Annotated in this window: 20 protein-coding genes; 11 read left to right on the forward strand and 9 right to left on the reverse strand. The window is 58.8% G+C overall.

Going from position 1 to position 20,203, the window contains the following annotated elements; all coding sequences use genetic code 11:
• The first annotated feature begins 93 nt into the window (after nt 1-93).
• A complete protein-coding gene (gene bfr / locus KO536_RS18505; RefSeq protein ID WP_133077078.1) occupies nt 94-558 on the forward strand; it encodes a bacterioferritin in 465 nt (154 codons plus the stop codon).
• A 66-nt stretch (nt 559-624) separates the two neighbouring features.
• Here the strand turns inward: bfr and uvrA are convergent, their stop codons facing one another.
• Nucleotides 625-3,459, reverse strand: a complete 2,835-nt coding sequence (gene uvrA, locus KO536_RS18510) for an excinuclease ABC subunit UvrA (RefSeq protein ID WP_219262610.1) — start codon at nt 3,457-3,459, stop codon at nt 625-627.
• A gap of 197 nt (nt 3,460-3,656) precedes the next feature.
• On the opposite strand from uvrA, the gene KO536_RS18515 reads away from it, so the two are divergent.
• The 5 genes from KO536_RS18515 (at nt 3,657) to KO536_RS18535 (ending at nt 9,925) form a co-directional block, all read left to right on the forward strand.
• Nucleotides 3,657-5,048: an MFS transporter gene (locus tag KO536_RS18515; RefSeq protein ID WP_019824342.1), complete on the forward strand. Its 1,392-nt coding sequence runs from the start codon at nt 3,657-3,659 to the stop codon at nt 5,046-5,048.
• Between the two features lie 9 nt (nt 5,049-5,057).
• Nucleotides 5,058-5,588 carry a single-stranded DNA-binding protein gene (locus KO536_RS18520; RefSeq protein WP_046810341.1) on the forward strand — a complete coding sequence of 177 codons (531 nt, stop codon included), beginning with the start codon at nt 5,058-5,060 and terminating at the stop codon, nt 5,586-5,588.
• Between the two features lie 271 nt (nt 5,589-5,859).
• Nucleotides 5,860-7,974, forward strand: a complete 2,115-nt coding sequence (locus KO536_RS18525; protein WP_219262611.1) for a mechanosensitive ion channel family protein — start codon at nt 5,860-5,862, stop codon at nt 7,972-7,974.
• A gap of 144 nt (nt 7,975-8,118) precedes the next feature.
• Nucleotides 8,119-9,003, forward strand: a complete 885-nt coding sequence (locus KO536_RS18530) for a sugar nucleotide-binding protein (protein ID WP_219262612.1) — start codon at nt 8,119-8,121, stop codon at nt 9,001-9,003.
• Nucleotides 8,996-9,925: an NAD-dependent epimerase/dehydratase family protein gene (locus KO536_RS18535; protein WP_133077074.1), complete on the forward strand. Its 930-nt coding sequence runs from the start codon at nt 8,996-8,998 to the stop codon at nt 9,923-9,925. Before KO536_RS18530 ends, KO536_RS18535 begins: the two co-directional genes overlap by 8 nt.
• Nucleotides 9,926-9,983: 58 nt before the next feature.
• Here the strand turns inward: KO536_RS18535 and KO536_RS18540 are convergent, their stop codons facing one another.
• From KO536_RS18540 to KO536_RS18560, 5 genes are all read right to left on the reverse strand, one after another.
• The gene (locus tag KO536_RS18540) at nt 9,984-10,682 is read right to left on the reverse strand and encodes an OmpW family protein (RefSeq protein ID WP_219262613.1); all 699 of its coding nucleotides are present in this window, start codon (nt 10,680-10,682) and stop codon (nt 9,984-9,986) included.
• A gap of 137 nt (nt 10,683-10,819) precedes the next feature.
• Complete coding sequence (locus KO536_RS18545) at nt 10,820-11,344, reverse strand: DUF3299 domain-containing protein (protein WP_133077072.1); 525 nt, start codon at nt 11,342-11,344, stop codon at nt 10,820-10,822.
• A 10-nt stretch (nt 11,345-11,354) separates the two neighbouring features.
• Entirely contained in the window at nt 11,355-12,620 is a 1,266-nt protein-coding gene (locus KO536_RS18550) for an ABC transporter permease (RefSeq protein ID WP_133077071.1), read from the reverse strand.
• 1 nt (nt 12,621) lies between these two features.
• Nucleotides 12,622-13,332 (reverse strand): ABC transporter ATP-binding protein, encoded by a 711-nt coding sequence (locus tag KO536_RS18555; protein WP_219262614.1) that lies wholly within the window; start codon nt 13,330-13,332, stop codon nt 12,622-12,624.
• A gap of 139 nt (nt 13,333-13,471) precedes the next feature.
• Nucleotides 13,472-14,029, reverse strand: a complete 558-nt coding sequence (locus KO536_RS18560) for a DUF2796 domain-containing protein (protein WP_219262615.1) — start codon at nt 14,027-14,029, stop codon at nt 13,472-13,474.
• Between the two features lie 134 nt (nt 14,030-14,163).
• Between KO536_RS18560 and KO536_RS18565 the strand changes: the two genes are divergently transcribed.
• Nucleotides 14,164-14,511 carry a hypothetical protein gene (locus tag KO536_RS18565; protein ID WP_219262616.1) on the forward strand — a complete coding sequence of 116 codons (348 nt, stop codon included), beginning with the start codon at nt 14,164-14,166 and terminating at the stop codon, nt 14,509-14,511.
• A 73-nt stretch (nt 14,512-14,584) separates the two neighbouring features.
• Here the strand turns inward: KO536_RS18565 and trxA are convergent, their stop codons facing one another.
• Genes trxA through KO536_RS18580 form a run of 3 tightly spaced genes read right to left on the reverse strand, consistent with a single transcriptional unit; the run spans nt 14,585 to nt 16,627 of the window.
• The gene (trxA, locus tag KO536_RS18570) at nt 14,585-15,460 is read right to left on the reverse strand and encodes a thioredoxin (RefSeq protein ID WP_133077067.1); all 876 of its coding nucleotides are present in this window, start codon (nt 15,458-15,460) and stop codon (nt 14,585-14,587) included.
• A 31-nt stretch (nt 15,461-15,491) separates the two neighbouring features.
• A complete protein-coding gene (locus KO536_RS18575; RefSeq protein WP_133077066.1) occupies nt 15,492-16,181 on the reverse strand; it encodes a methyltransferase in 690 nt (229 codons plus the stop codon).
• Nucleotides 16,178-16,627, reverse strand: coding sequence for a hypothetical protein (locus tag KO536_RS18580; RefSeq protein WP_219262617.1), 450 nt, complete (start codon nt 16,625-16,627; stop codon nt 16,178-16,180). Before KO536_RS18580 ends, KO536_RS18575 begins: the two co-directional genes overlap by 4 nt.
• Before the next feature lie 139 nt (nt 16,628-16,766).
• On the opposite strand from KO536_RS18580, the gene nrdR reads away from it, so the two are divergent.
• From nrdR to ribBA, 4 genes are read left to right on the forward strand one after another with little or no spacing between them, the layout of a single operon-like run.
• Nucleotides 16,767-17,231: a transcriptional regulator NrdR gene (nrdR, locus tag KO536_RS18585; RefSeq protein WP_019824317.1), complete on the forward strand. Its 465-nt coding sequence runs from the start codon at nt 16,767-16,769 to the stop codon at nt 17,229-17,231.
• Nucleotides 17,228-18,361 carry a bifunctional diaminohydroxyphosphoribosylaminopyrimidine deaminase/5-amino-6-(5-phosphoribosylamino)uracil reductase RibD gene (gene ribD, locus KO536_RS18590; protein WP_219262618.1) on the forward strand — a complete coding sequence of 378 codons (1,134 nt, stop codon included), beginning with the start codon at nt 17,228-17,230 and terminating at the stop codon, nt 18,359-18,361. Before nrdR ends, ribD begins: the two co-directional genes overlap by 4 nt.
• A gap of 46 nt (nt 18,362-18,407) precedes the next feature.
• Nucleotides 18,408-19,070 carry a riboflavin synthase gene (locus KO536_RS18595; RefSeq protein WP_219262619.1) on the forward strand — a complete coding sequence of 221 codons (663 nt, stop codon included), beginning with the start codon at nt 18,408-18,410 and terminating at the stop codon, nt 19,068-19,070.
• Between the two features lie 16 nt (nt 19,071-19,086).
• Nucleotides 19,087-20,178: a bifunctional 3,4-dihydroxy-2-butanone-4-phosphate synthase/GTP cyclohydrolase II gene (gene ribBA / locus KO536_RS18600; RefSeq protein ID WP_133077064.1), complete on the forward strand. Its 1,092-nt coding sequence runs from the start codon at nt 19,087-19,089 to the stop codon at nt 20,176-20,178.
• The last annotated feature ends 25 nt before the right edge of the window (nt 20,179-20,203 follow it).

The following is a 20,203-nucleotide window of genomic DNA, read 5'->3' on the forward strand; positions in this document are numbered from 1 at the left end:
CTCTACAAATACAGGATTTTATAGCGATTGAGTCGTGACCTCTCAGTCAGCTTGGTTCAAACTACAGGCTTTCAAGCAGGGAGATGTGCGGCGATGCAAGGGCACCCGGACGTAATCGATTACCTCAACACGTTGCTCACCGGCGAGCTGGCTGCACGTGATCAATACTTTGTTCATTCCCGCATGTACGAGGACTGGGGATTTACCAAGCTCTACGAGCGCATCAACCACGAAATGGAAGAAGAGGCACAACACGCTGATGCGTTGATGCGCCGGATTCTGATGCTTGAAGGTACTCCGCGCATGCGCCCGGATGATCTGGATGTGGGCACCACCGTGCCGGATATGTTCGCGGCTGACCTGCGCCTTGAATACAAGGTCCGCGCTGCGCTGTGCAAAGGTATTGCACTGTGTGAGCAGCACAAGGACTACGTAAGCCGTGACATGTTGCGCATTCAGTTGGCAGACACCGAAGAAGATCACACCTACTGGCTGGAAAAACAGCTGGGCCTGATCAAAACGATAGGTCTGCAGAACTACCTGCAATCGCAGTTCTGATCGGCGTAAGCCTCAACAAAAAGCCCCTGCCATCTCACGATGGCAGGGGCTTTTTCTTACTGCGATTTAAGCTTTGTCGCGAATCAACAACGGTTTCAGATAGAAGCCCGTATGAGATTGCGACATCTCGGATACTTCTTCCGGAGTGCCGGTTGCGATGATCTGACCACCCTTGGAACCGCCTTCAGGTCCCAGGTCAACCAGCCAGTCAGCAGTCTTGATCACATCCAGGTTGTGCTCGATCACCACCACGGTATTGCCGTGATCGCGTAGACGATGCAATACATCCAACAACTGCTGAATATCGGCAAAGTGCAAACCTGTAGTAGGTTCATCGAGGATATACAGCGTTTTACCGGTATCGCGCTTGGACAGCTCGCGGGACAGTTTCACCCGTTGTGCCTCGCCGCCTGACAGCGTTGTGGCGGACTGCCCCAGCTTGATGTATGACAGGCCTACATCCATCAGCGTTTGCAGCTTACGCGCCAGGGCTGGTACTGCATCGAAGAACACGCGTGCTTCCTCAATGGTCATCTCCAGCACTTCGTGAATGCTCTTGCCCTTGTATTTGATTTCAAGGGTCTCACGGTTATATCGCTTGCTCTTGCACACATCGCAAGGCACGTAGATGTCAGGCAGAAAGTGCATTTCTACCTTGATCAAGCCATCACCCTGACAGGCCTCGCAGCGCCCACCTTTCACGTTGAATGAAAAACGCCCTGGACCATAGCCCCGCGAGCGGGATTCCGGTACGCCGGAGAACAACTCGCGTATCGGCGTGAACAGTCCGGTATAGGTAGCAGGGTTGGAGCGTGGTGTGCGGCCAATCGGGCTCTGGTCGATGTCTACGACCTTGTCCAGATGCTCCAGGCCTTTGATGCTGTCGTGAGCCGCGGCTTCCAGCGTGGTTGCGCCGTTGAGTGCCGTGGCGCTGAGCGGGTAGAGCGTGTTGTTGATCAGTGTCGACTTGCCCGAGCCCGAAACCCCGGTCACGCAGGTCAGCAGGCCTATAGGAATTTCCAGGTCCACGTTGCGCAAGTTGTTGCCGCGAGCGCCCTTGAGCGACAGCGTCAGCTTCTTGTCGCGTGGGGTGCGTTTGGCCGGCACGGCGATCTTCACCCGGCCCGACAAGTACTTGCCAGTCAGCGAGTCAGGGTGCGCCATGACCTCGGCCGGTGTGCCCTGCGCGACGATATGCCCGCCATGCACGCCCGCGCCCGGGCCAATGTCCACTACGTAGTCCGCCAGACGAATTGCATCCTCGTCGTGCTCCACCACAATCACCGTGTTGCCGATATCGCGCAGATGCTTGAGGGTGCCCAGCAATCGGTCGTTATCGCGCTGATGCAGGCCAATGGAGGGCTCATCGAGGATGTACAGCACCCCGACCAGTCCTGCGCCAATCTGGCTGGCCAGACGAATACGCTGGGCTTCACCGCCAGACAACGTATCGGCACTGCGATCCAGTGACAGATAGTCGAGCCCCACATTCACCAGAAACTGCAGACGCTCGCGGATTTCCTTGAGAATCTTGTCGGCAATTTCGCCGCGACGCCCGGTCAGGCTCAGGGTGCTGAAGTACTCGGTCGCATCGCCAATAGGCATATTGGTCACGGCCGGGAGGGTTTTTTCGCCGACCCACACATGACGGGCTTCGCGGCGCAGACGGGTACCGCGGCAGTCCGGGCATGCCTGGGTGCTAAGGAACTTGGCCAGCTCTTCGCGCACGGTGGCCGATTCAGTTTCACGGTAGCGCCGCTCAAGGTTCGGCACGATGCCTTCAAACGGATGCGCGCGTTTAACGATGTCGCCGCGGTCATTCAGATAGCGGAAATCGACATTCTGCGTGCCGCTGCCGTACAGGATGACTTTTTGTTTGTCAGCCGCCAGCTCGCTGAACGGTACTTCAAGGCTGAAGTCGTAATGCTTGGCCAGCGCTCCCAGCATCTGGAAGTAATAAACGTTACGCCTGTCCCAGCCGCGAATCGCGCCCTCTGCCAGGGTTAGCTCGCCATTGACCAGGCGCTTGATGTCAAAAAACTGCTTGACCCCCAGGCCGTCACAGGTCGGGCATGCGCCAGCCGGGTTGTTGAAGGAGAACAGCTTGGGCTCCAGCTCGCTGATCGCGTGGCCGCAGATCGGGCAGGCGAAGCGTGCGGAGAAGATCATCTCTTCGCCCGGCTCGTCGTCCATCGGCGCGACCAGGGCAATGCCATCGGCCAGCTTCAGCGCGGTCTCGAATGATTCGGCCAGGCGCTGCTGCAGGTCAGCCCGCACTTTAAAGCGGTCGACCACCACGTCGATGGTGTGCTTCTTCTGCTTGTCGAGTTTGGGCAGTTCATCCAGCTCACAGAGCTTGCCGTTGACGCGAGCCCGCACGAAGCCCTGGGCCCGCAGCTCTTCGAATACGGAGAGGTGTTCACCCTTGCGCTCGCGAATGACCGGAGCCAGCAACATCAGTTTGCTGCCTTCAGGCTGCGCCAGCACCAGATCGACCATTTGGCTGACGGTCTGGGCTTCAAGGGGGATGTCGTGATCCGGGCAGCGGGGGATGCCGACGCGGGCGTACAGCAAGCGCAGGTAATCGTAAATTTCGGTAATGGTGCCAACCGTGGAGCGCGGGTTGTGCGAAGTCGATTTTTGCTCGATGGATATCGCTGGCGACAGACCTTCGATGGTATCGACGTCAGGCTTTTCCATCATGGAAAGGAACTGCCGCGCATAGGCGGACAACGACTCGACATAACGGCGCTGGCCTTCAGCATACAAAGTGTCAAACGCCAGGGATGATTTGCCGGAGCCAGACAGTCCGGTGATGACGATCAGTTTGTCCCTTGGCAGGGTCAGGTCGATGTTCTTCAGGTTGTGGGTTCGTGCCCCACGTATCAGGATCTTGTCCACTGCGGCCTCGCTTGGCGGGCATAACGTAAACGAATGAGTATACGGATCTGTATGAAAGCTGTGCAGGCCTTGATGGCACGATGTCATTCAAGCAGCCTTTATAACTTTTGCGTGACAAAGCGTCGCGGCTCTCTCGCGTATGTGCTGTTACTCGATGGGACTGATAGAATCGCCGCCGGTTCACATGAGGTTTTTCCATGCACGATCCCCACAGCGAACGCATGAGTAGCGGCGAGACCCGAGCGGCAAGCGGTCTGGCCCTGGTGTTCGCCTTCCGTATGCTAGGCATGTTTATGGTGTTGCCGGTTTTGGCAACCTATGGGATGGACCTTGCCGGTGCGACGCCCGCCCTGATAGGTCTGGCAATTGGCGCTTATGGCCTGACCCAAGCCATTTTTCAGATCCCGTTTGGTGTGATTTCCGACCGTATTGGACGGCGCCCGGTCATTTATCTGGGGCTGATTGTCTTCGCCTTGGGTAGCGTGCTGGCGGCTAACTCAGATTCGATTTGGGGCGTTATCGCGGGACGAATCCTGCAGGGGGCGGGTGCAATTTCTGCTGCCGTTATGGCGCTTTTGTCTGACCTCACCCGTGAGCAGCACCGCACCAAGGCGATGGCCATGATCGGCATGACCATTGGTTTGTCATTTGCGGTTGCAATGGTCGTGGGGCCACTGCTGACCCGTGCCTTTGGTCTGTCTGGCCTGTTTCTGGCGACAGGTGCCATGGCACTGCTGGGGATCGTGATTGTCATGTTCATGGTGCCGCGCTCGACCGGGACCTTGCAGCACCGCGAGTCCGGCGTGGCCAGGCAGGCTTTGCTGCCAACCTTGCGCCATCCCGACCTGCTGCGTCTGGATCTCGGCATTTTTGTGTTGCACGCCATGTTGATGTCGAGCTTTATCGCGTTGCCGCTGGCTCTGGTCGAAAAGGCCGGACTGCCCAAGGAGCAGCACTGGTGGGTGTACCTGACAGCCTTGCTGATTTCTTTCTTCGCCATGATCCCGTTCATTATCTATGGCGAAAAGAAACGCAAAATGAAACGAGTTTTACTCGGTGCCGTCGCGACGTTGATGCTCACTGAGCTATTCTTCTGGCAGTTTGGCGACAGCTTGCGCGCATTGGTGATTGGTACCGTAGTGTTCTTTACCGCGTTCAACCTGCTTGAGGCTTCATTGCCTTCGCTGATCAGCAAAGTTTCACCGGCGGGTGGCAAGGGCACGGCGATGGGGGTCTATTCCACCAGTCAATTCCTGGGTTCGGCACTGGGTGGCATACTCGGCGGCTGGTTATTCCAGCATGGCGGTTTGTCGGTTGTGTTCCTTGGAGGCGCAGGTCTGGCTGCACTCTGGTTGGCCTTTGCTGTTACCATGCGTGAACCACCATATGTAACCAGCCTGCGCTTGCCGTTATCGCCTGAGGCGCTCCGCGAAGCAGGTCTGACCGAGCGTTTGAAGGCAGTTGCTGGCGTTACAGATGCAGTGATCGTGGCTGAAGAAGCTGCGATTTATATCAAATTGGACACCGAACTATTGGATCGCGCGACACTCGAGCAGTTGGTTAACCCAGCGCCGACGTGCGAAGCCTAGGAGAACGTTATGGCCCGTGGGGTTAACAAAGTTATATTGGTCGGCACGTGCGGCCAGGATCCCGAAGTTCGCTACTTGCCTAACGGTAATGCCGTGACCAACCTGAGTCTGGCAACCAGCGAACAGTGGACTGACAAGCAGACCGGTCAGAAAGTCGAAAAGACTGAATGGCACCGTGTATCGATGTTCGGCAAAGTTGCCGAAATCGCTGGCGAATACCTGCGCAAGGGTTCGCAGGTTTACATCGAAGGCAAGCTGCAGACCCGCGAGTGGGAAAAAGACGGTATCAAGCGTTACACCACCGAAATCGTGGTCGACATGCAAGGCACCATGCAGCTGTTGGGTGGCCGTCCACAGGGCGACCAGCAAAACCAGGGCGGTGGTAACAACTACCAGCAACAGCAATCCGCTCCGCGTCAGCAGGCTCAACGCCCTGCGCCGCAACAGCAGCCTCAGCAGCAGTCGCGTCCAGCGCCGCAACAGCAGGCACCACAACCTGCTCCGGACTTCGACAGCTTCGATGATGATATTCCATTCTGATTTGTAGCTTTCGAGCTGCATTGAAGTACTGAGAAAGGCCCGTCGCTGACACAGCGACGGGCCTTTTTTTGTGCCGCGCATTTGGAAGGGAGGGCACGGTTGACCCGTGACAGGGCGCGCTTGAGTTGCATATGAGAGAGTTTTCGCACGAAGGTGCGGGGTTAATCCGTGTATTGACTACGCTGTACCGGGAACTGCGCGTCGAGTTGCCAGCTGAATTTTTGGCTGGTTGCGATCTGCTCGCCAGACTTGTCCAGGGGGATCTCAAGGTTTGCTCACATTCAAAACAGCATGTTTGTTCCTCATCCTGTTGTTAACAGGCAACGGTGTTGTTCAGGCAGCGCCTACGCTGGCCTCCATCATGAAAGCCGAAGAGTCTGACGGTAAGCCGCCGGTTCTGGTCGATGGCGGCTTGCTGGGTGCCCTGGGTGCCGGTATGGATGAGGTGCAGAGCCAGCTGGGCTCCAGCGTGGAGCAGTTGAGCGCCTGGAGTTTGCGCTCCAAACGGGCTGCAGAAGAGGTTGAGGCCCTGGTAATCCAGGCATCGACTCATCCCTCGTGGAGCGGTGTGTGGGACTTTTTCCTGTTGTCCTTGATCTGGGCAGGCGCGTTCATCGGATTAATGCTGGCGGGACGTTGGCTGGCAATTTATCTGGGCAAGAGCCGACGCATTAACAGCCGGGAGCGGATACAAGCGTTTATCGGTTTCGGGCTGCCTTATCTGGTGCCTGCGCTGCTGAGCATAGTGTTGACGCTGTATGTCAGTCGTTTTCTGAACGACACCCTTGGCCGTTCGCTGGCGCTCAGCCTGTCCTATGCGAGCAGTGCAGGGGTGTTCTGCTCGGCACTGGTGCTGTCACTGAATACGATGTTTGAGGTGGAACACAAGCGGATCGCAGTCCAGATCATTCGCGAGTACGCCATGCGTCCGCTATTTTTCATCGGCTTTTTGGCAGCCCTGAGTGATGCCATGAACAGCCCGCAAATCACTCAGGAAATTGGCGGCAACATTACCAGTTGCCTCTCGGTTTTTTCAGGGTTGCTGGCATGCGCCATTCTGGCCTTTTTGGCAGTCCGGCTTCGCCGTCCCGTCGCTCATCTGTTTCGTAACAGGGCCTTGGCCCAGCGTCTGGGGCAGCCCGCATTGCAAGAGTCATTGCGCATTTTTTCGGTGCTCTGGTATTGGCCCCTGTTGCTGATGCTGCTGGCAACGGCACTCAACTTGCTGGGCGTGGGTGAGGGCAGTGAGCGTGCTTTGCGCAATGCGCTGCTGACATCCGGATTGCTGATCGGCACGGTATTTCTGAGTACGATTCTGCATCATTCATTTCGCACGAGAATTCGAAGCTCCGGAGCCTACAAAGATCGCTTTATAAATGTGGTTTACGCCTTGTTGCGCATTGTCCTGGCAGTGAGCTTTATTGAGCTCTTGGCGAAAATCTGGGGTTTCTCGTTGCTGGCCTTTGCATCGGACAGCAGCACCGGCAGGGTTATCAGTGACTCGCTGGGGCACATCCTGCTGATTTTCCTGGTGACCTGGCTGTCATGGGTCGTGCTCGACACGGCCATTCAACAAGCACTGGAGCCCACGACCAACCGGCGTGGCACCCACGAACCCAGCACGCGGATCAAAACCATCCTGCCGTTGGCCCGCAATGCGATCAAAGTGGTGTTGGTGGTGATCTGTACCATCACCACTATGGCCAATCTGGGGGTGAACGTAGCTCCCTTCCTGGCGGGGGCCGGGGTTATCGGCCTCGCGATCGGCTTTGGCTCTCAACAGTTGGTGCAAGATGTCATTACTGGGTTGTTCATCATCATTGAAGACACCATTTCGGTCGGCGATTGGGTGGTGGTCGACTCTTCCCACGCGGGTACGGTCGAGGGGCTGACCATCCGTACGTTGCGCCTGCGGGACTCGCGAGGCTTTGTCCACTCGGTGCCGTTTGGTCAGATCAAGGCGGTGATCAACCACTCCCGGCAGTTTGCCTACGCATTTTTTTCAGTGCAGTTCACCTACGACACCGACATGGATAAAGCGACGGCTCTGATCCGGGAGGCGGGGAATCAGATTACTGGCGATCCATTGCTGAGTCTCAGCTTGCAGGGATCGTTGACCATCTTTGGTGTCGACAGCATGACCCTGGACGGGGTGACGATTACTGCGCAGTTCCGCACCCTGTCCGGGGCGCAGAACACCGTTAGCCGGGCGTTCAATGACCGGCTTAAAAAGCTTGTGGATAAGTCGCCGGACGTGCATTTTGCGCAACATTATCCACAGGGGTTTCTGATGCCCGTGCGTGAGTCGGAACAAGCGTCGCAAACGGACTCTTTGGCTCAACGGCCTACGGTATTGCTGTCAGACATCCCGCCGAGATCACAGTGAGGACCAACTGCATGGGGGCAGTTTGTCAGTGACGCGCGGGGCAGAAACCCGCAAAATGCGGCTATCTTGATCATGGTCAGCAGCTTTCACGGCTGATTTTCTGGTATACATCACCGTTCTGAATAGACTGGGTCTGCATACTTTATGCGAATGCGCCTTATGTTATTGGGCGGCGGAAATGCCCTCGGGCAGGCGCTGATTCGTCTGGGTGCCGAGGAAGACATTAATTTCCTTGCCCCGCGTCCACCGCAAGACGGTTGGGACGCCGCGAGCCTCACGCAGCTGCTCGATGACACCCGCCCGGATGCTGTCATCAACCTTGCGTACTACTTCGACTGGTTCCAGGCGCAGTCCGTGAGCGAGGCACGCCTTGGCGCCCAAGAGCGTGCTGTCGAGCGTCTGGCCGAGTTGTGCCAGCACCACAGCATCACCTTGCTGCAGCCTTCCAGCTATCGAGTTTTCGATGGGTCGCGAGCCACGGCCTACAGCGAGAAAGACGAGCCCGTTCCGCTCGGGTTGCGCGGTCAGGCCCTGTGGCGCATCGAGCAAAGTGTGAGGGCCATTTGCCCACAACACGTGCTGCTGCGTTTTGGCTGGTTACTTGATGACAGTCCCGACGGCACCCTTGGGCGGTTTCTGGCCCAGGCCGAAAAGCCGGGCGAACTGCTGATGGCCGATGACCGACGGGGCAACCCGACACCGGTGGACGACGCCGCACGGGTTATTATCTCTGTACTCAAGCAGCTTGATTGTGCGGCGCCTCTGTGGGGCACTTACCACTACGCCGGACATGAAGCGACGACGCCGCTGGCGCTGGGGCAGGCGATTCTGGCCGAGGCGCGCAATCTGCACCCGCTGGCAGTTGAGGCACCTACGCCCCAGGCCCATGCCGCGCGGCCGGATGCGGCTGAAGAGCCCCAGCACGCGGTGCTGGCCTGCAAAAAAATTCTACACACCTTCGGGATCAAGCCTCGCGCATGGCGTGCGGCTCTTCCCGCTTTACTGGACAGGTTTTATCGTCATGGTTGATGCTCCCGTTTTAATCACCGGTGGCGCCGGCTTTATTGGTTCCAATCTGGTAGATGCCTTGCTGGCCAAGGGCTACTCCGTAAGAATTCTCGATGACATGTCCACAGGCAAGCGCAGCAATCTGCCAATGGACAACTCGCGTCTCGAACTGATTGAAGGTGATGTGGCTGATGCCGCACTGGTGACCAAGGCCATGGCCGGTTGCAGTGCCGTGGTTCATCTGGCAGCGGTCGCTTCGGTACAGGCGTCGGTGGACGATCCGGTACGCACGCATCAGAGCAACTTCATCGGCACCCTGAACGTGTGCGAAGCCATGCGCGAAACGGGCATCAAGCGTGTTGTATTCGCGTCCAGTGCTGCGGTGTACGGCAACAATGGCGAAGGTGAGTCGATCGTCGAAGACACGCCAAAAGCGCCGTTGACGCCTTACGCAGCCGACAAGCTGTCCAGCGAGTACTACCTGGATTTCTACCGCCGCCAACACGGCCTGGAACCGGTCATTTTTCGCTTCTTCAATATCTTTGGTCCACGCCAGGATCCATCCTCACCGTACTCCGGCGTGATCAGCATTTTCAGCGAGCGTGCTGAAAAGGGCCTGCCTATCACCATTTTTGGCGATGGCGAGCAAACACGTGACTTCGTGTACGTGGGTGATCTGGTCAAGATTCTGGTGCAGGCCGTGGAAGCCACAAAGGCTGAAGAGGGCGCGATCAACGTTGGATTGAACAAGGCCACAACGCTCAATCAGATGCTTGCAGCCCTGAGCGAAGTCGTTGGAGAGTTACCACCTATCAGCCACGGTCCGGCCCGCTCTGGCGATATCCGTCATTCCCGTGCCGATAACACCCGTCTATTGCAGCGCTTCACGCTGGGCGAAACCACACCGATGAGTGTCGGGCTGGCGCGCCTGCTGGGCCGCTAAGGGTTTTTTGCCCACAAAAAAAGGCGCCTTTCGGGCGCCTTTTTTATGGGTGGCTGGCTTAGAACTTGTAGCCCAGGCCTACCATGTAAACCCACGGGTCTACATCAACGTTGACCTTGGCGCGTGTGCCCGGTGCAACGCCGTTGTTTTCTACGGTCGCGCGGGTATCGATATCGATATAGCGCGCCTGGGCGTTGATCATGATGTTGTCGGTCAGCATGTAGTCAGCGCCCAGCTGCCATGCCATGCCCCAGGAGTTTTTCGCCTTGAAGTTGTCGAAACCCGCGGCGCTGGCACTGCTGCCGACGTGCTCGTCGTAGATCCAGGTGTAGTTGATACCGGCACCGACGTAAGGCTGGAACACCGACTTGGAGTCCAGTGGGTAGTAAACAACGCTCAGGGTCGGCGGCAAGTGCTTGAGGCTGCCCAGCTTACCGTTGGCCGCATCCAGGCCGGTGCCCTTGAGTTTGACGTCATGTTCAAACGGCGTTGCCGCCAGCAGTTCAATACCCACATGATCGGTAATCATGTAAGCAAAGTTGAGACCCAGTTGCGTGTCGCTGCTCATGGTCGCCTTGCCGCCCAGATCGGTGCCTGCCAATGGGCCCTGATCAACCTTGACGCTGGAGCTGTCGGCTTTCGGGTTTACGGTGATGGCACCGGCACGCAGGATGATGTCGCCTTCGGTGTGTGCGTGAGCAAGAGGGGCGACGACAGCGAGCGCAAGGGCGGCTGCGCTGAGCAAAGACTTGTGCATGGGAGCTCCATTGGGATATTTAAAATTTATATAACCAATGGTAATGAGCCCGCAGCTCCGTTCAGTTGACCCAGCTCAATGAAAAGATGAGGTTGTGAAAAATTCGTTAGTTGCCAAGAGTGCACGGGGCTTTTGATTTACTCAGGCAACTCGTACACCACGATTTTCTGCGCATCCATCTGATAGCCCGCATCGGCCAGTTCGCTGGTGCTGGCCTTGACCTGCATCGCGCCTACGATCCAGTACGGCTGGTACAGCTCCTCGAGTTTGACGCCCTCTTTGCTGGTTACATGCACGATCTGGTTTGACGGTGGTGGTGGTACGTGGATACAGGCGCCGAAGTAGGGCACCAGTAAGAAGTCGGTGGTACGGCCGTCTTCGCTGACTTCAAGGGGCACGATATAGCCCGGCAGGCGGATCAGTTGGCCGTCCAGCGCCGGGACCACCGGCGCATTGGGCAAGTCCTGTCTGGCTGCTGGTGCGGTCTCCATGTCACCCATTTGAGACAAGTCGTGCAAGGGTGTCATGTCCGGGGCTTCAGGCGGCGCATCCGCCGGGATCATCTCTGACCATGTCAGCTCTTTTGGCTCGGCCGCCCACAGCGGTGTGGCCACCAGCAGTAACAGCGCCAGTACTGCGCGTGACAGTGCAGACCTTTTCATAAACTTAAGCTCATAAACGAATGGACAGGCCATCGGCCAGCGATTGTCGGTAGGCGCGCCATGCGGGCACGCAGCCCATCAGCAGGGCCGCCGCCAGAATACCGCCCAGCAGCGTCCATTCATATTCACTTGGCCATGCCAGTGGCAAATACAGCCCGTAATTGGATTGCACGTAGCCTTGTGCAATGGCAATGCACACATACAGCAAACCAACGCCAGCAATCACTCCGGCCAATGCCAGCGCGAGCGCTTCGAAGATCAGCAGGGTTGCGATGTGCCAGGGCCGTGCGCCCACGGAGCGCAGAATCGCCATCTCGCGCCGACGCTCATTGAGGCTGGTCAAAATCGCCGTGAGCATGCCGATCAACCCGGTCAACACCACGAACAGCGAAACCACAAACAGCGCCTTTTCAGCGGTGCTCATCAGGCTCCAGAGTTCTTGCAGGGCTACGCCTGGCAAAATGGCCATCATGGGCTCGCCGCGAAACTCATTGATTTCACGTTGCAGGGCAAAGGTTGAAATCTTGCTGTTCAGGCCCAGCATGAAAGCGGTGATGGCCTGTGGCGTGAGGTCCATATTGCGTGCCTGGTCCGCGCTGACACGTCCGCTACCCTGGGCGGGCACCCCGTTATGCCAGTCGATGTGAATCGCTTCCATGCCGCCAAGACTGATATGCAGTGTGCGGTCAACCGGGGTGCCGGTGCGCTTGAGAATACCGACCACGGTGAACGGTTTGTCGTCATGCTTGACCAGGCTGATCGCTGCCACGCCATGGGCCAGCACCAGCTTGTCCCCCAGTTTGTAGTGCAGGGCCTCGGCGACTTCGGCGCCCAGTACCACCTCGAACGGATCGGTTGCAAAGGCGCGGCCACTGTCCAGTTTCAAGTTTTGCTTGTGGCCGTACTGGTAGTGCTCAAAGTAGTTCTCGTTGGTGCCCATCACCCGATAACCACGATGAGAATCGCCCAAGGACATGGGAATTGCCCATTTCACTTTCGGGTTGTTGGCGAAGTGCTCAAAGCTGTCCCAACGAATATTGTTGGTGGCATTGCCGATGCGAAACACCGAATACAACAGCAGGTTGACCGAGCCTGAGCGGGCGCCAACGATCAGGTCTGTGCCGCTGATGGTGCTTGCAAAGCTGGCCCTGGCTTCGGTGCGCACCCGCTCGACTGCCAGCAGCAGGCACACCGAAAGGGCAATGGCGAAGGCAGTCAGCAGTGCGGTAAAGCGACGGTTAGCCAGACTGGCCAGCGCTAGACGAAACAGATACATCTCAGACCTCTACCTTTGTTGCAGCGCGATTGAGTTCAGACAACGACAGGTTGCGGTCGAACAGGGGGGCCAGGCTTTGATCGTGACTGACAAACAGCAGGCTGGCGCCAGCCTCGCGGCACTCGGTAAACAGCAACTGGATAAAGGCTTCACGGGCGTCGGCATCCAGCGCGGAAGTGGGTTCGTCGGCAATCACCAGTTCGGGCTGGCCGATCAGTGCGCGGGCGGCGGCGACACGCTGCTGCTGGCCAATCGAAAGTGAATCTGCGCGTCGTTCCAGCAGTGCCGGGTCTTTGAGGCCCAAATGTGCGAGCAGGGTTTGTGCGGCGTTATCCACACTGCCATGACGCTGCACGGCACGGCTGGCGCGTAGTTTGGAAAAATGGCAAGGCAGTTCAACGTTCTCGCGAACCGATAAAAACGGCAGCAGATTGAACTGCTGAAAGATATAGCCCGTGTGATCAACCCGAAAACGATCGCGCGCCCCCGAGCCTAGCTCGCTCAGTTCCTGGCCCAGCAAGCGGATCGTGCCCCGGTTGGCTTTTTGAACCCCCCCCAGCAAGCCCAGCAGTGTGGTTTTACCGCTACCGCTGGGGCCTTTGAGAAACAGGGTTTCACCGGGTTCCAGGCGAAACGCCGGGATATCCAGCAGCACGGGGTGTCCCGGCCAGCTGAAGCTCAGGTCGCTCAGTTCGATAAGTGCTTGGGTCATGGGGGGAGGAAATCGCCTGTGTCATCGGGGGGTGTTTTTTGTGGGAGCGGGCTTGCTCGCGATTCAGACGCTGCAGTCTTTCAGTGAAAGCACGGTGACGCCATCGCGAGCAAGCCCGCTCCCACAGAGGGGCGGGTATTTAAAACTTCAACGTAGGTGCCTTGGCCGTCACTTCCACCGCTTGCTGACCGCTTGGGCCGATCAGTTGTACCTTGAATTTATGAGTGCCGGGGAATGTCTTGAAAAACTGGGTCAGGTCCAGGGCTTTCAGAGCATCCGGTTTGCTGCACGTAAACGCGTAGTGGGCTTCGATATCGCTATGGTGGTGCTCGCCCTTGGCTGCGCCTTCTTCAGGAGCCGGTTCGAACAGCGGACTCTTGAGCTCCTGATCGTCAGCTATGCAGCCAGCTGCCTTCGGGATGCTGAACAGTACCAGCGGGTCTTCCAGTTGTTTACGGGCCAAACTGACCTTGGCTTTATCATCTTGGGTCGTGGCCACGTGTTCAAAGCCCACCAGATTCATTGACGGACCGTCGAGGTCCAGTTCCAGTGTCTGACCGTCCAGCGCCACATTCAAGCTTCCCACGCCATGCTCATGGGGCGCCAGGCTGCCGTGTTCATGGTCGTGATCGTCGGCGGCGTGAGCCATCGCCAGCGGCAACAAGGCAAACGGCAAAGCAAGAAGCAAACGGCGCATGGGAGCACTCCAGCAAGAAATATGAATGTTTTGTTATGTGATCTTATAACAAGTGTTGCGAGAGTTTGCCCGTGTGCTTGGCGTTACGCAAGACGCATGGGAGCATGGCTTCATGAAATTTCAGGAGCACAACGATGGTGCGCATTCGCGGAACGATAGGTGACTGGCCGGTCGATTTGACGGTGGAGCTGGATGATAGCGATTGGGCGAAGCTGGGTGCGCAGTTGCCTGTGGGTGATGCGGCGGCCGCTGCGCCACCTGCCAAGCCCGCGAGTCAGGACGATGCGGTATGGGAAACGACCAAAGACTTGCTGCGCAAGGCTGGCCAGATGACCGGGCCTGAACTGCTGGGCCAGCTTGAAGCGCTGACCGGCAGTACGGGCGCAGGCAAGCGCTTGTTGGTGCGCCTGCGTCATTGTGCCGAGGTCAAGGTGATCAGCGGTGCAGACTCACCGATCTATAGCTGGGTTGACGGGGCGTAACAAAAACCCTGTAGCAGCTGCCGCCGAACGCAGCCTCGTTCCCTCGGCAACTGCTACAGAGATGTATCGGCGTTTAGTACAGCGCAGCAAACAGTTTGCGGCGGTACGTGGTGACCAGCGGGTGGTCGTTGCCCAGCAGGTCGAACACTTGTAGCAACGTCTTGTGGGTGATGCCTTCGTTATAGCTGCGGTTGCGGGTAAACAACTTCAGCAAGCCGTCCAGAGCCCCTTCATATTGCTGGCGCGACAATTGCTGAATCGCCAGTTGGTACGCCGCTTCATCGTCCTGCGGGTTTTGCGCCACGCGGGTTTTCAAATCGGCAACATCCGGCAAATCGGCCGCCTGACGCAAAAACGTCAGCTGAGCCTTGGCTCCTGCCAGTTCGGCTTTGTGCTCGTCGCTTTTGACGGCATCCAGCACGGCCTGCGCTTCAGTCAACTCACCGCGCTCGGCCAGGCAACGGCCGTACAGGATCAGTGCCTTGGCGTTGCTGTTGTCTTCGGTCAGGATACTTTTGAGCAGGGCTTCGGCATCGGCAAAACGGCTTTCGGCAAATAGCGCCTGGGCCTGTACCAGCGGGTCTTCTACCTCAGGTTCAGGCATGACCACGTGGGGGGCGAGCATGGCGCGGATCGCCGATTCAGGCTGTGCTTCCTGGAACCCGTCGACCACCTTACCGTCCTTGAACAGCACGACCGTGGGTAAAGTCTGAATGCCGATACGGCCCACAATGTCCTGCTCGACATCGCAATTGACCTTGGCCAGCAGCAACTCGCCCTGATAGTCCTCGGCGATTTGTTCCAGGATCGGCAGCATCACCTTGCAGGGCGCGCACCACTCGGCCCAGAAATCCACCAGCACGGGCTGCTCGAAAGACGCCTGTACAACCAGTTTGTCGAAGTCAGCGGAGGTTACGTCGAAGCTGAAAGAGGGCGTAGGCTGATTCATTATGTGTCTCGAAGCAGGTAAATGAGGGCAACTATAAAGGCTGGACGCGAGCGCTGAAAGGCGTTGGTTCGCGTTGCGCGTGATACAGGCTGACGTTGCGAAATTCGTGGGGTTCGGCCAGATCGGGCAAGGTCAGTGCCTTGAGCATTTCCAGCTGCCGATACAGCGGATGCCTGAAGTCACGCACCCGGGAATCAGCGACCAGCGCCTGTTGGCCGCGGGCGAGGAAGTGATCCAGCAGCGGCAGGTTTTCGCGGTCATACAGCACGTCAGCCACCAGGATCAGGTCAAACCGGTCGGCCTCGGCAAAAAAGTCCCTGGAATAGCCGAGCTCCACATCATTGAGTTGCGCATTTGCCCGGCATGCTGCCAGCGCCAGCGGGTCAAGGTCGCAGGCCACGACTTCCAGCGCCCCGGCCCGGGCAGCAGCAATCCCCGCGACGCCGGAGCCAGCACCAAAATCCAGCACGCGCTTGCCTTTGACCCAGTGCGGCCGATCGGCCAGAAAGCGCGCCAACGCCAACCCGCTGGCCCAGCAAAACGCCCAATAGGGCGGCTCGTAGAGAATGCGCCGGGTTTCGTCAGGGGTGAAGGCGCGATCCATATTGTGCGCATCGATCAACCAGAGCTTGAGCGCGGTGTCGGGCAAGTCGGTGATGACCAGTTGCGCATCACCCAATAACTCGCCTAGCGACTGCTGCAGGTCTAGCGGTGTGTTCATGGCGCTTTGACGAGTGCCAGGGTCCCCAGCGCCTGCGTAGTGGGCTGGCTGATAATCCGTGAAGGCAGGTGCAGGATCAGTTGCCCGGACTGGCTGGCGCGTCCGCGCAGTTCGACCCGCGCACCGGCCGGGAAGGCCTCGGGGTTGAATCGCAGCTTGAATGGCAGGGCCTGGTTGTTGCCGATGATTTTGCTGCTGGCCATCAGTCCTTGGGGGCGTCCGCGGTCGTCGACGATCAGTATGGCCAGCTCAACCTCGGCGCCTGCCGGCACACCAGTCAGTACGCCACTCAACTCGCGCTGATACGCCGGTAGCGGGCCAAGGTCAGCCGGGGCGTCGGTTTTTGGCTGCGTCAGCACTTGGGGCTGTGCCGATTTGGGTGGCTCACTGCTACAAGCCACCAGCAAACTGGCAAGGCACAGCAAAACAAGCGTTCGTAGCGGCATACACGGCTCCAGCAGCAGGTCAGTCGATGTAACAGATGGTGTAAAACATAGTAGCCCGTCTGTATACCGTAAAGCCTATGGCTTGTCTTGCCAGTGGGATGCGCTAACATGGCGCTCCCCATTTTTGTTGGCTGCCACCATGCACTGTCCCTTCTGCGGTGCCAACGACACTAAAGTCATCGACTCGCGTCTGGTCGCCGAGGGCGACCAGGTGCGTCGCCGGCGCGAATGCCTGGCCTGTGGTGAGCGTTTCACCACCTTTGAAACAGCCGAGTTGGTGTTACCCCGTCTGATCAAGCAAGACGGCAGTCGTCAGCCCTTCGACGAAGATAAGCTGCGCGCCGGCATGCAGCGGGCGCTGGAAAAGCGCCCGGTGAGTGTCGAGCGCCTTGAAGCCGCCCTTGCCCGAATCAAGCACAAGCTACGCGCCACCGGCGAACGTGAAGTCAAATCGCTGGTTGTTGGTGAACTGGTCATGGGCGAGCTGCAAAAGCTCGACGAAGTGGCCTATATCCGCTTTGCCTCGGTCTATCGACGCTTCCAGGACTTGAACGAGTTCCGCGAAGAGATCGACCGACTTGCCCGTGAGCCTTCCAAAGAATGACCCAGTCCCCTGAACAATCGATTTTAGACATCCATTACATGGCCCGCGCCATCGAGTTGGCGCGCAACGGTTTGTACACCACCCATCCCAACCCGCGTGTCGGTTGCGTGATCGTGCGTGACGGGCAGATCGTTGGCGAAGGCTGGCATGTGCGCACCGGCGAGCCCCATGCCGAAGTCCACGCCCTGCGCGCAGCGGGCGAGCTGGCCCGTGGCGCCACGGCCTATGTCACCCTTGAGCCGTGCAGCCATCACGGCCACACCCCGCCGTGCGCCGAAGGCCTGATCACGGCTGGCGTGGCGCGTGTGGTTGCGGCCATGCAGGACCCCAATCCGGAAGTCGCCGGGCGCGGCCTCAAGCGTCTGGCCGACGCCGGGATTGAAGTGCTCAGCGGTGTGCTGGAAGCCGATGCCCGGGCGCTGAACCCGGGCTTCCTGAAGCGCATGGAACATGGTCTGCCGTTTGTGCGGGTCAAGCTGGCGATGAGCCTTGATGGTCGCACCGCGATGGCCAATGGCGAAAGCCAGTGGATCACCGGTCCCGAGGCGCGCTCTGCGGTACAGCGTCTGCGGGCCCAGGCCAGCGTCGTACTGACCGGTGCCGATACGGTTCTGGCCGACGGCGCGCGCCTGACCGTGCGTGGCCCCGAGCTGGGTCTGAGCCCTGAGCTGACGGCATTGGCGCTCAGCCGGCCGCCGCTGCGGGTACTGATCGACGGGCGTTTGCGGGTGCCGCTGGATGCGCCGTTTTTCAAGGCTGGCCCGGCGCTGGTCGCCACCTGCGTGCCACCTGCCGAGCAGTACCGCACGGGGCCCGAATGCCTGGTGATCCACGGTGCCAACGGCCAGGTTGATCTGCGCAAATTGCTGGTTGCGCTGGCGGCACGCGGCGTCAACGAAGTGCTGGTCGAGGCCGGTCCGCGCCTGGCCGGGGCATTTGCCGATCAAGGCCTGGTCGATGAGTACCAGATCTTCGTCGCGGCCAAGTTCTTGGGCTCCACAGCCCGGCCACTGCTTGAGTTGCCGTTGACCCACATGAGCGAAGCACCATTGCTCAAAATCACTGAAATGCGCGCGGTGGGCGATGACTGGCGAGTCACCGCCATTCCCGTGCCGCCAGCGAGCGTATAATTCTCAGTCTTCGTTTTACGCAGGCTTTGTTCTCAAGGGGAACGCCATGTTTACCGGCATCATCGAATCCATCGGCAGCATCCGTGCATTGACCCCCAAGGGCGGTGATGTGCGAGTTTCCATCGACACCGGCAAGCTCGACCTGAGCGATGTCAAACTCGGCGACAGCATCGCGATCAATGGGGAGTGCCTGACCGCCGTGGAACTGCCGGGCAACGGCTTTGGGGCTGAGGTCACCCGCGAAACCCTGGACTGCACCGCGTTCAACGACCTGAAAAGCGGCAGCCGGGTCAACCTGGAAAAAGCCCTGACGCCGACCACGCGCCTGGGTGGTCATCTGGTGAGCGGTCACGTTGATGGCGTGGGTGAAGTGATCTCCCGTGAAGAGAACGCCCGTGCCATCGAGTTTCGTATCCGTGCGCCCAAGGAACTGGCCAAGTACATCGCCCACAAAGGCTCGATCACGGTCGACGGCACCAGCCTGACCGTGAACTCGGTCAACGGCGCCGAGTTCTCCCTGACCATCATTCCGCACACCCTGAGCGAAACCATCATGGACGATTATCGTCCGGGTCGCCGGGTCAACCTCGAAGTCGATTTGCTGGCGCGTTACCTTGAGCGTCTGCTGCTGGGCGACAAAGCCGCCGAGCCGACCTCGGGTGGCATCAGCGAAAGTTTTCTGGCCGCCAACGGCTACCTCAAATCCTGACTTAAGGGGGTGCCGCGTGGCGCTCAACAGCATCGAAGAACTGGTTGAAGATATCCGCCAAGGCAAGATGGTCATCCTCATGGATGACGAAGACCGCGAGAACGAAGGCGACCTGATCATGGCCGCCGAGTGCTGCAAGGCCGAGCACATCAACTTCATGGCGCGCTTCGCCCGTGGGCTGATCTGCATGCCGATGAGCCGCGAGCGCTGCGAGCTGCTCAAGCTGCCATTGATGGCGCCGCGCAATGGCTCCGGCTTTGGCACCAAGTTCACCGTATCGATCGAAGCGGCTACCGGCGTGACCACCGGCATTTCCGCCGCTGACCGCGCGCGTACCGTGCAAGCGGCTGCGGCCAGGGACGCCAAGGCCGAAGACATCGTCAGCCCTGGCCACATCTTCCCGCTGATGGCCCAGGCGGGCGGCACCCTGGCCCGCGCCGGTCACACCGAGGCGGCCTGCGACCTGGCGCGCATGGCCGGTTTCGAGCCAAGCGGCGTGATCTGCGAAGTGATGAACGATGACGGCACCATGGCTCGTCGTCCGGAACTGGAGACCTTTGCGGCCGAACACGGCATCAAGATCGGCACCATTGCCGACCTGATTCACTACCGGATGATCCATGAACGTACCGTTCAGCGGATTGCCGAGCAGCCACTGGACAGCGAACTGGGCCAATTCAATTTGGTGACCTATCGTGATTCAGTCGAAGGCGATGTGCACATGGCCCTGACTCTGGGCAAGATTTGCGCCGAAGAACCGACCCTGGTTCGGGTGCATAACATGGACCCGCTGCGTGACCTGCTGATGGTCAAACAGCCGGGCCGCTGGAGCTTGCGCGCCGCCATGACCGCGGTAGCAGAGGCGGGCAGCGGTGTGGTGCTGTTGTTGGGGCATCCGCTGGACGGCGACGTATTGCTGGCCAATATTCGCGAAACCGCGGACCACGCGCCGGTGAAAAAACAGACCACCTACAGCATCGTCGGTGCCGGTTCGCAGATCCTTCGTGACCTGGGCGTGCGCAAAATGCGCCTCATGAGTTCACCAATGAAGTTCAATGCCATATCCGGTTTCGATCTGGAAGTTGTAGAATACGTGCCCTCCGAATAAAGACCGGTCGTGTCCTGTCTGAAAT

Source organism: Pseudomonas sp. NKUCC02_KPG, assembly GCF_019345465.1.
Classification (GTDB): domain Bacteria; phylum Pseudomonadota; class Gammaproteobacteria; order Pseudomonadales; family Pseudomonadaceae; genus Aquipseudomonas.

Coding starts and splice junctions, on each gene's coding strand:
- KO536_RS18530 (WP_219262612.1), top strand. CDS start 8,119: ATGCGAATGCGCCTTATGTTATTGGGCGGCGGAAATGCCCTCGGGCAG.
- KO536_RS18565 (WP_219262616.1), top strand. CDS start 14,164: ATGGTGCGCATTCGCGGAACGATAGGTGACTGGCCGGTCGATTTGACG.
- KO536_RS18520 (WP_046810341.1), top strand. CDS start 5,058: ATGGCCCGTGGGGTTAACAAAGTTATATTGGTCGGCACGTGCGGCCAG.
- KO536_RS18540 (WP_219262613.1), bottom strand. CDS start 10,682: ATGCACAAGTCTTTGCTCAGCGCAGCCGCCCTTGCGCTCGCTGTCGTC.
- trxA (WP_133077067.1), bottom strand. CDS start 15,460: ATGAATCAGCCTACGCCCTCTTTCAGCTTCGACGTAACCTCCGCTGAC.
- KO536_RS18515 (WP_019824342.1), top strand. CDS start 3,657: ATGCACGATCCCCACAGCGAACGCATGAGTAGCGGCGAGACCCGAGCG.
- KO536_RS18535 (WP_133077074.1), top strand. CDS start 8,996: ATGGTTGATGCTCCCGTTTTAATCACCGGTGGCGCCGGCTTTATTGGT.
- KO536_RS18580 (WP_219262617.1), bottom strand. CDS start 16,627: ATGCCGCTACGAACGCTTGTTTTGCTGTGCCTTGCCAGTTTGCTGGTG.
- KO536_RS18555 (WP_219262614.1), bottom strand. CDS start 13,332: ATGACCCAAGCACTTATCGAACTGAGCGACCTGAGCTTCAGCTGGCCG.
- KO536_RS18575 (WP_133077066.1), bottom strand. CDS start 16,181: ATGAACACACCGCTAGACCTGCAGCAGTCGCTAGGCGAGTTATTGGGT.
- nrdR (WP_019824317.1), top strand. CDS start 16,767: ATGCACTGTCCCTTCTGCGGTGCCAACGACACTAAAGTCATCGACTCG.
- KO536_RS18560 (WP_219262615.1), bottom strand. CDS start 14,029: ATGCGCCGTTTGCTTCTTGCTTTGCCGTTTGCCTTGTTGCCGCTGGCG.
- KO536_RS18595 (WP_219262619.1), top strand. CDS start 18,408: ATGTTTACCGGCATCATCGAATCCATCGGCAGCATCCGTGCATTGACC.
- KO536_RS18550 (WP_133077071.1), bottom strand. CDS start 12,620: ATGTATCTGTTTCGTCTAGCGCTGGCCAGTCTGGCTAACCGTCGCTTT.
- KO536_RS18545 (WP_133077072.1), bottom strand. CDS start 11,344: ATGAAAAGGTCTGCACTGTCACGCGCAGTACTGGCGCTGTTACTGCTG.
- ribD (WP_219262618.1), top strand. CDS start 17,228: ATGACCCAGTCCCCTGAACAATCGATTTTAGACATCCATTACATGGCC.
- bfr (WP_133077078.1), top strand. CDS start 94: ATGCAAGGGCACCCGGACGTAATCGATTACCTCAACACGTTGCTCACC.